This is a genomic window from Streptomyces sp. 840.1, assembly GCF_003751445.1.
In the GTDB taxonomy this organism is placed as follows: Bacteria; Actinomycetota; Actinomycetes; order Streptomycetales; family Streptomycetaceae; genus Streptomyces.
On sequence record NZ_RJUU01000004.1, the window covers coordinates 196,251 to 202,935 of the forward strand.

The 6,685-nt window shown below is 70.1% G+C and carries 7 protein-coding genes and 1 pseudogene; 5 read left to right on the forward strand and 3 right to left on the reverse strand.

All coding sequences use genetic code 11. The features are described from left to right. Positions 1 to 3: 3 nt before the first annotated feature. The 4 genes and pseudogenes from EDD93_RS39295 to EDD93_RS39310 all read left to right on the forward strand — a co-directional run. Positions 4 to 765 (forward strand): SDR family oxidoreductase, encoded by a 762-nt coding sequence (locus EDD93_RS39295; RefSeq protein ID WP_185092677.1) that lies wholly within the window; start codon positions 4 to 6, stop codon positions 763 to 765. Positions 766 to 837: 72 nt separating this feature from the next. Next, positions 838 to 1,731 carry an SDR family oxidoreductase gene (locus EDD93_RS39300; protein ID WP_123531887.1) on the forward strand — a complete coding sequence of 298 codons (894 nt, stop codon included), beginning with the start codon at positions 838 to 840 and terminating at the stop codon, positions 1,729 to 1,731. A gap of 59 nt (positions 1,732 to 1,790) precedes the next feature. Then, complete coding sequence (locus tag EDD93_RS39305; protein ID WP_123531889.1) at positions 1,791 to 2,699, forward strand: alpha/beta hydrolase; 909 nt, start codon at positions 1,791 to 1,793, stop codon at positions 2,697 to 2,699. Next, positions 2,696 to 2,920, forward strand: a pseudogene (locus EDD93_RS39310) (alcohol dehydrogenase catalytic domain-containing protein); the annotation flags it as partial. The gene EDD93_RS39305 and the pseudogene EDD93_RS39310, both read left to right, overlap by 4 nt. Before the next feature lie 263 nt (positions 2,921 to 3,183). Here EDD93_RS39310 and EDD93_RS39315 read toward each other — a convergent pair. Next, positions 3,184 to 3,669, reverse strand: a complete 486-nt coding sequence (locus EDD93_RS39315; RefSeq protein ID WP_260256169.1) for a hypothetical protein — start codon at positions 3,667 to 3,669, stop codon at positions 3,184 to 3,186. 138 nt (positions 3,670 to 3,807) lie between these two features. Here EDD93_RS39315 and EDD93_RS39320 point away from each other — a divergent pair, with 138 nt between their 5' ends. Next, positions 3,808 to 4,149 (forward strand): hypothetical protein, encoded by a 342-nt coding sequence (locus EDD93_RS39320; RefSeq protein WP_123531891.1) that lies wholly within the window; start codon positions 3,808 to 3,810, stop codon positions 4,147 to 4,149. A gap of 320 nt (positions 4,150 to 4,469) precedes the next feature. Here the strand turns inward: EDD93_RS39320 and EDD93_RS39330 are convergent, their stop codons facing one another. Both EDD93_RS39330 and EDD93_RS39335 read right to left on the reverse strand, forming a co-directional pair. Then, positions 4,470 to 5,219, reverse strand: a complete 750-nt coding sequence (locus tag EDD93_RS39330; RefSeq protein WP_123531893.1) for a hypothetical protein — start codon at positions 5,217 to 5,219, stop codon at positions 4,470 to 4,472. Positions 5,220 to 5,450: 231 nt separating this feature from the next. Continuing rightward, the gene (locus EDD93_RS39335; RefSeq protein WP_260256170.1) at positions 5,451 to 6,014 is read right to left on the reverse strand and encodes an SMI1/KNR4 family protein; all 564 of its coding nucleotides are present in this window, start codon (positions 6,012 to 6,014) and stop codon (positions 5,451 to 5,453) included. Between the last annotated feature and the right edge of the window lie 671 nt (positions 6,015 to 6,685).

The following is a 6,685-nucleotide window of genomic DNA, read 5'->3' on the forward strand; positions in this document are numbered from 1 at the left end:
GTGATGAACGGCGCGGTATTGCAGCACGGAACCAGCCGGCCCCGGGTGGCTGTGGTGACCGGCGGCTCGGGCGGAATCGGGGGCGCGGTCGCGCACCGGCTGGCTGCGGACGGCATGGCAGTCGTCGTCCACTACGCGGGTAGCGCGACGAAGGCCGAGGCGGTCGTCGAGTCGGTGATCGCAGCCGGCGGCACGGCGGTGGCCCTGCCCGGCGACGTCGCCGAACCGGCGGAGATGACCGGGCTCTTCGACGCCGTCGAGGAACGTTTCGGCGGCGTCGACGTGGTCGTCAACACCGCGGGGATTATGCTGCTGGCCCCGCTCGCCGAGATGGAGCTGGAAGCCTTCGACCGGATGCACCGGGTCAACGTCCGCGGCACCTTCGTGGTCTCCCGGCTCGCGGCCCACAGGCTGCGCCCCGGCGGCGCGCTGATCAACTTCTCCACCTCGGTGACCCGGCTCCAGCAGCCCGGCTACGGCGGATACGCGGCGACCAAGGGCGCGGTCGAGGCCATGACCCTGATCCTGGCACGCGAACTGCGCGGCCGGGACGTCACCGTCAACGCGGTGGCCCCCGGACCGACCGCGACACCGCTTTTCGCCGAGGGCAAGAGCGAGGAGCTGATCGCCCGGATCGCCGCCGCCGCACCCCTGGAGCGGCTCGGCACACCCGAGGACATCGCCGAGGCCGTCGCCTTTCTGGCCGGGTCCGCCGGCCGCTGGGTCAACGGCCAGGTGCTGTACAGCAACGGCGGCATCGCCTGACCCTCGCCACCCCTTCCGCCTCTCTTCTCCCTCTCCGTTCCTCCCCTTCACCCCTCCGACAGGAGACCCACCATGTCGACTGTGCTCATCACGGGCGCCGCCACCGGTATTGGCAACCTCACCGCGCGAGCCCTGGCACGGGCCGGCCACCGCGTCTACGCCTCGATGCGGGCCCCCGGCGGCCGCAACGCCGCCCGCGCCGAGGACCTGCACCGCCTGGCCGCGGCCGAACGCCTCGACCTGCACGTGATCGAACTCGACGTCACCTCCCAGGAGTCCGCCGACAGCGCGGTGGCGGCCGTGCTCGAGAACGCGGGAGCGCTCGACGTCGTCATCCACAACGCCGGGCACCTGGTCACCGGCTACGTCGAGGCCTTCACCGCCGAGGAGATCGCCCACCTGGTCGACGTCAACACCCTCGGCGTCCAACGGCTCAACCGCGCCGCGCTGCCGCACCTGCGCGGGCAGGGCAGCGGCACCCTCCTCTACGTGGGCAGCACCATCCCGGTGACCACCCCGCCGTTCCTCGGTCCGTACGTGGTGTCGAAGGCGGCGATGGACGCACTGGCCCTGGTGACCTCCTACGAGGTGGCCCCGCTCGGCATCGAGACGGTGATCGTCATGCCGGGAGCCTTCACCCACGGCACCAACCACTTCCCCAGCGCAGGACGGCCCGCGGATGCCACCGGTGTCACCGCCGGCTACCGGGCCCTGGACCCGCTGGTCGCCCGCAACGAGCAGGCCACGGAAGGCTTGTTCGCCCCGGGCATGCAGGCAGACCCCTCGGTCGTGGCCAAGGAGATCACCAGGATCCTGTCCCTGCCCTTCGGCGAGCGCCCTTTCCGCAGCGTGGTGGACCTGACCAACTCCCTGGTCGAGCAGGCCAACTCCGCGGTGCTCAAGGCTCGCACGGACTTCGTGCGGCGCATGGGCTTCGAGGATGTCCTGCACGTCACCCGAGCGTAGGCCGTCCGCACCCGTTCTGTCACCGATCGCATCACCTCCCCTCGTAAGGAAACGACGACATGACCCGCAGTCAGCTGGACTCCGTCTCCGATCTCTTGCTGAACTCGCCGCTGGACCTGGGCGGCGACGTGGCGAAGATGCGCCGCGTCTTCGACGAGATACTCGGCGCCGCGCCGCTGCCCGGCGACGTCCGCACCCGGACCACCGACCTGGGCGGGGTACCCGCCGTCGAGGTGCGCGCCGGCGCCGCCGCGCCGACGGCCGCCACCGTGCTGTACTTCCACGGCGGCGCCTATGCGATCGGCTCCGCCGCCGCCAGCGTCGGCCTGGTCTCCGAGATCGCCCGGCGGACCGCGGCCACCGCACTGTCCGTCGACTACCGGCTCGCCCCCGAACATCCCTTCCCGGCCGCGGTGGACGACGCACTGGCCGCCTACCGGGCGCTGCTCGACCGAGGCGTCCCGGCCGGCTCGACCGCGGTCACCGGCGAGTCGGCCGGCGGCGGCCTCGCCCTCGCCCTGCTGCTGGCGATCCGGGACGCGGGGCTGCCGCAGCCGTCGTCCGCGACCGTCCTGTCCCCATGGACTGACCTCACCCAGTCAGGCGGCACCATGACCACCCGGGCCGACGCGGATCCGGCGCTCACCCGCCGGGCCCTTCAGACCAGGGCCGCCGACTACCTCGCCGGGGCGGATCCACGCACCCCGCTGGCCAGCCCGCTCCATGCCGATCTGCGCGGACTGCCACCGCTGCTGATCCAGGCCGGCGGCCGGGAGATCCTGCTCGACGACGCCCTGCGGCTGGCCGCACGGGCCGCCCACGCCGACGTCCCGGTCACCCTGCGGACCTTCCCCGGAGCGCCGCACGTCTTCCAGGGCTTCGCCCCGCTCGTCGAAGAAGCGACGCAGGCCCTCGACCAGGTCGCCGCCTTCATCAACGGCCATATCCGGCCGGAGGGACGCCCGTGAAAGCCGTACGTTTCCGCCGCTACGGAGACATCGACGTGCTCGGCGTCGAGGACGTCGAACCGCGTCCGCTGGGCCCACGCGACGTGCTGGTACAGGTGCGGGCCGCCGGGATCAACCAGGGCGAGGCCAAGATCCGTACCGGGGCCCTGCACGAGCGGTTCCCCGCGACGTTCCCCTCCGGACAAGGCAGCGACCTCGCCGGCACCGTCGCCGCGACCGGATACGTGGCCCGCCTCGGGCCATGGCCCATCATTCAGCTGGTGACCGGGCCAGGTCGGTGACACCGTGACGGGTTCACTCGGACGTGCGGGCGCCCGAAGCCTGACGCAGTCCGCTCAGGACGTGCGCGCCTGGTTGGGTGTGCCGTCCAGGGAGTAAGGGACCTGACCGAAGGTGATCTTCTCGTCGTCGTAGTCGAAGGTCATGGCGGTGGCGAGTGCCTCCCACCGGCCGGTGCTGCGCCCGCAGTGCTCCAGCAGGATCTTCAGAGCGATCTCGGATTCGTGGCGGGTGAGGACCTCATCGGCGGGGATCTGGCGCAGGTGCTGAAGGGTGTGGTGTCGGGACTTGACCAGGGCCCGGTAGACCTCGGAGCGCAGGAGGCTTTCGTCGACGATGCGGATCCGGTCGGGCTCGGTGTGGGGGAGACGACGGCCGGCTGGTCCAGGGCGGCGAGCTGGGCGCAGGCCCCGGCGAGGTGGTCGGGGTTGGCGCTGAGGAGGGCCAGGCCCTCGGTGAGGCGCCGGACACGGCCGTCGAACTCGTAGTCGCCCTCCTTCTTCTCGGACACGCTGAGCAGCTGGCCGCGGGTCACGAGGGCGGCGGCGGCCGCGTGCAGCTGTTCGGCGGCCAGGGTCGCCAGGCGCGGGTTGTTGTCGATGTGGTGCAGGGTCCTGCGGGCTGCCACGTGCGGGTTGGGCAGGTTGGCCAGCTCGGGCTCTTCGACCACGCCCACCATGGTTTTGTTCACGGCAGCAGCAGCGACTAGCGCCCGGTACATGTCAATAGGTCTTGGGGGCGAGTCTGATCCTCTTCAGGGAGGACGTACGTCATGATCACGACAAACTATTCTTCCATGTCGGAAAGTTGATACGAATGGGGAGAGTGCATGATCAGCACGGTCAAGAAGTTCAGCACCACCGCGTCGGCGATCGGTCTGCTGGCCGCCGGCCTGACGTTCGGTGTCGCTCCGTCGGCACAGGCGGCCATCGGACCGAGTGGCTGCAGCGCTTACGTGTCGACCACCAACAGTCACGTCGCTGTGGGTTGGTGCAACTCGGGCAACGGAACGTGGAACGTCCAGGCGTGGTGCGGTGGCGCGGGAGGCGTCAACGGCCCGTACAAGGGCACCCCCGGCCGTCGTAGCGGTGGCACGGAGCAGGCCGCCACGCTCAACTGCGGTTCCTCCGGCTACCCGTACGACATGTCGGTCGTGAACATCAAGGCCTGACCGGGAACCGGAAGGAATACCCCGAAGGCCAGAACGCCTCCGGTTCGAGGCGGCCGGGATGTTCGTACCCCGGCCGCCTCTCCGTGCTGGCCGTCGCCGAACACGCCCGCGGCCAAGACATCGCCGCCACCCTCCTCAAGCGGACCTGGCAGGTCCACCATGAGCTCGGCTACTTCCTGCCGTACGGCTCGTACGAGGTCGACCGCGACCTCGCCGCCACCCGGGCCGGCTACACCGCCCACGCACCCGGCGAAACCTTCCCCCTGGGCGCGAGCCGCTCGGGGCTCACCACGGGAGGATCCCGCGGACGTTCCGGAAGGTCAGGGTGTGGGCGAGGCCTCGGTGAGTGCCATCCAGTTTCGGACCGTCTCTTGGTGTGAGCCGCTCGCCGTGCTTGCAGCCACTTTTTCAGCGGCGTCGACGGAGCACGGCGTCCCTGCTCGGGTGAGCAGGGCGAGCGGCCAAGCGGGGCCCTCGCCGGCCGGCTCTTCGTCGAAGGCAGTCCAGTCCCAGGGGCCGTCGAATCGCCATGCCCGGCCGGCGATGTCGGCGACTTCGTCGCCCGCCTGGAGATATGCGTATGGACGCATCAGCAGGTGGAAGGTGAAGGGGATCCCGTCGCCGGGGTGGATGGTGTACCCCGAGCCATCGAGATGGCTCTCATCTGGGAACTCGCGGTAGGACAGACCTCGGCGCAGCACGGTCACGGTCTGGGTGGGATGCGGCAGCCAGGCCGTCTCCAGCGGGGGGTCGTGGTGGTCGACGACCGTTACGTGCACCACGGTGGGCGGCACGCCGACCCGGCAGACGTCTCCGGCTTTCAGCTGTTCGGCCGGAGGGTCCGTCCGGAACAGCTCAGGTTCCACCTCAGACGCAATGCTCCCGCCGCTGCCCACGCCGAGGGCGACGATCCCGTTCCAGTGCGCGAACTCGTTGCTGGTGTCGATGTCCCACCACGGCCACCGCACCGACACGTGGTCCCACGTGACACCCTGCTCGACCGTAGTAACGGTGAAGGGGCACGCGACCGACAGCACGTCACCGGCCCGGAAGTCCCCCTCATCAAGCATGCGGTCAGGGTAGACGGGGTCTCTCGGCGGTCCACGGGGACCTACCGGTCAGGGCCCGCTCGGGCCGTGGGCCACCTGCCGCACACATGGGCCAACAAGCGTGCTCAAGGACCACCTATCGCGCTCAGTCACAACAGCTGCGACTGAGCGCCTCCTTGGCCGGCCTGGCCAAATAGGCGCTCAGTGGGGTGCGTCAGCGGCGAGCCAGGTCGTCGCGAGCGGCCGACGGGGTCACTGCCCGGTCGTTCCAAGGGTCTGGTCGGACGTTGCGAAGCGGTGCTCCCTCGGCTTCAGCACTTCGTAGAGGTAGCCGAAGTACTCTGTTTCTGCCGTTTCAGTGAGCACTGCCAGGAGGAAGGCGACGCACCCCATGTCGTGGCGCTCCCATAGGGGGCCGCGCCCCTCGTTGTAGAGGATGGTCCAGTCGTCGGGGTGCTGACCGGGCCGCGCGAGCCAGTACAGGAACGCTCCCGTGCCCTCCTCGAATGCCCACGGCAGGACCCTCGCCCCCGCCTCCTGCAGGCCAGTGGGCTTGTCCTCGAACTCCCACAGGTCGGCCAGGATCTCGTGCCGTTCCGTCGTCTGCGCGTGCAGGTCACAGTCGTCGTAGGCGGAGTCGGGGACGAGCAGCCAGATCGTCTCGTCAAAGATGCCGTCGCCGTATGTCTCGACGAGCTGCTTGTAGTCGGCGGGCAGAGCCAGACCGAGGGTGCGCTCGGCTTGCGCCCAGTCCACCGCAGGTGGCGGATTGGCGGGCGGCGGGCAGAGGCGGACAAGCGTATCGAGGGCGACCATGGAACGGACGCTACCGGGACACCAGCCGGTATCCGTGGGAGGGTCGACAGGCCGGGCGAAGGCCGGCAGCGGAACCCGGCCCAGGTACCACTCGCCGGGGCGAAGCCCTCGGCACGCCTGGAGCTGCGTCCGTTCGGTGGTCGATGAGCGCCCACTTGGCGGGTTGGGCCACCTACAGCACCCAGTCCCAGCCGCTGCGACGGTCAGCCGTCCATCTAGAGCTTGCCGCTCGGGGACACCGGGCTCAGGAGGTTGGCCATCCTGGCCACCTCCGCCGCGGTCATGAGGGTGGTGACGTCGTACCCGAGACCCTCCCTCGGCAGGAGCCCGGTGGCGTCGGTCGGGTAGGTGTCGAGGAGGGCGGTAGAAATCCCCTACGTGGGGTCGGGCCCGTCGTCGGCTTGGGCGGTGCCGGCGCCGATGGCGGCTAGGGCGGTGGCAGCGAGCAGCGCAGCAGTGAAGCGCATGGGGTCGAAGGTCCTTACGGTCGGTGGCTGGTACCTGTAGAGACCAACGGGGCCCGGTTAGGTGCGGTATGTCCTGGTCGTGGGCGCCGCGGTGGACGCAGTACAGCTTGTCCTTGAAGACTGCCAGGCTGGGGCCTTCGAGGCTGCCGTGGGCGGGGAACTTCTGGGGGGTGGTCCAGGAGGTGCCGTTGGTGCTGGTGTCCA

Excerpts from the sequence above, each read along its gene's own strand:
- EDD93_RS39295 (WP_185092677.1), top strand. The coding sequence starts at position 4 with ATGAACGGCGCGGTATTGCAGCACGGAACCAGCCGGCCCCGGGTGGCT.
- EDD93_RS39300 (WP_123531887.1), top strand. The coding sequence starts at position 838 with ATGTCGACTGTGCTCATCACGGGCGCCGCCACCGGTATTGGCAACCTC.
- EDD93_RS39305 (WP_123531889.1), top strand. The coding sequence starts at position 1,791 with ATGACCCGCAGTCAGCTGGACTCCGTCTCCGATCTCTTGCTGAACTCG.
- EDD93_RS39320 (WP_123531891.1), top strand. The coding sequence starts at position 3,808 with ATGATCAGCACGGTCAAGAAGTTCAGCACCACCGCGTCGGCGATCGGT.
- EDD93_RS39330 (WP_123531893.1), bottom strand. The coding sequence starts at position 5,219 with ATGCTTGATGAGGGGGACTTCCGGGCCGGTGACGTGCTGTCGGTCGCG.
- EDD93_RS39335 (WP_260256170.1), bottom strand. The coding sequence starts at position 6,014 with ATGGTCGCCCTCGATACGCTTGTCCGCCTCTGCCCGCCGCCCGCCAAT.